At 58.6% G+C, this 996-nt stretch carries 1 pseudogene; it reads right to left on the reverse strand.

Features of this window, described 5'->3' with window-relative positions:
• Positions 1-663: pseudogene (locus ASB65_RS27680) on the reverse strand (IS21 family transposase); the annotation flags it as partial.
• Positions 664-996 lie beyond the last annotated feature (333 nt).

Here is a 996-nt window from a genome sequence, read left to right on the forward strand (position 1 = left end):
GTGTGTGAGATCGACCCTGGCATCGGCGTCGAGGTTGCGGAATGCCGCCGAAAGGCTGTCGCTTCGATGATAAAGCGGCGTACCGCCCACGGACCACAGGGCATTTTGAAGCCCTTCAGCCAGCGCGACAAAGCTTTCGCCGCCGAGAATGACATGGGCGTGTTCAAAGCCCGACCAGACAAGCCGGAAGTGATAGAACAGGTGATCAAGCGCCTGGCCGGCGATGGTTACACCAAGACCGCTGGCGTCGGTAAAATCCGAAAGGCCCAGCCGGCCTGGCTCGTGCGTCTGGCGGAAGATGACCTCCTGAGCTTCGCCATGGACAGCACGCCACGACCGGATGCGTCGCTCAAGCGTGCGGCGGATACCTTCAGAGAGTTCTGGATGTCGGCGCAGCATCTCATTGTAGACGGCGACAGCACGGATGCCGGGAGCGGCCTTCAGGAGGGGGATGACTTCTGCCTCAAATATCGGTTCCAGGGGATCAGGGCGGCGGCGTCCGCGTGGCGCTTTGCTCTGAGATGGCAGTTGCACCTCCTTGTCGAGGCGGTATGCCGTGGCTCGGCTGATCGACGCTTTTGCCGCGGCGACCTCTACGGAATGCGTTTGTCGGTACTTCATGAAGAGTCTCATCTGATGATCGGTTACATGGCGACCCGGCACAAACTGGTTCTCCAATCCAGAAAACCGCAAATGTACCGGACCGACCGCGATCATGAGACGCCTAAAATCTGCGCCGCGCCGGGATATGACTACGATCGGGCTACGCCCTCACTCCGTCACACCCCGGCGCGAGTCTCATCCTGATTGACGCTGAATCTCACCTAGATTGCCGCTATGCAGACGTCTACGCCATTGCCAAAAATTGCTGTGATTAAGCATGGAATAAGGACCCCGCACATGGGGTGATCGGCGTCCAAACGGGACCCCCATCTGCGATGGGGTTACAACAGCCTCCGGTTTCATCGGAGGCTTTTTATTTGGATGCTTATTGTG

Source organism: Agrobacterium tumefaciens str. B6 (assembly GCF_001541315.1).
Lineage (GTDB): Bacteria > Pseudomonadota > Alphaproteobacteria > Rhizobiales > Rhizobiaceae > Agrobacterium > Agrobacterium radiobacter.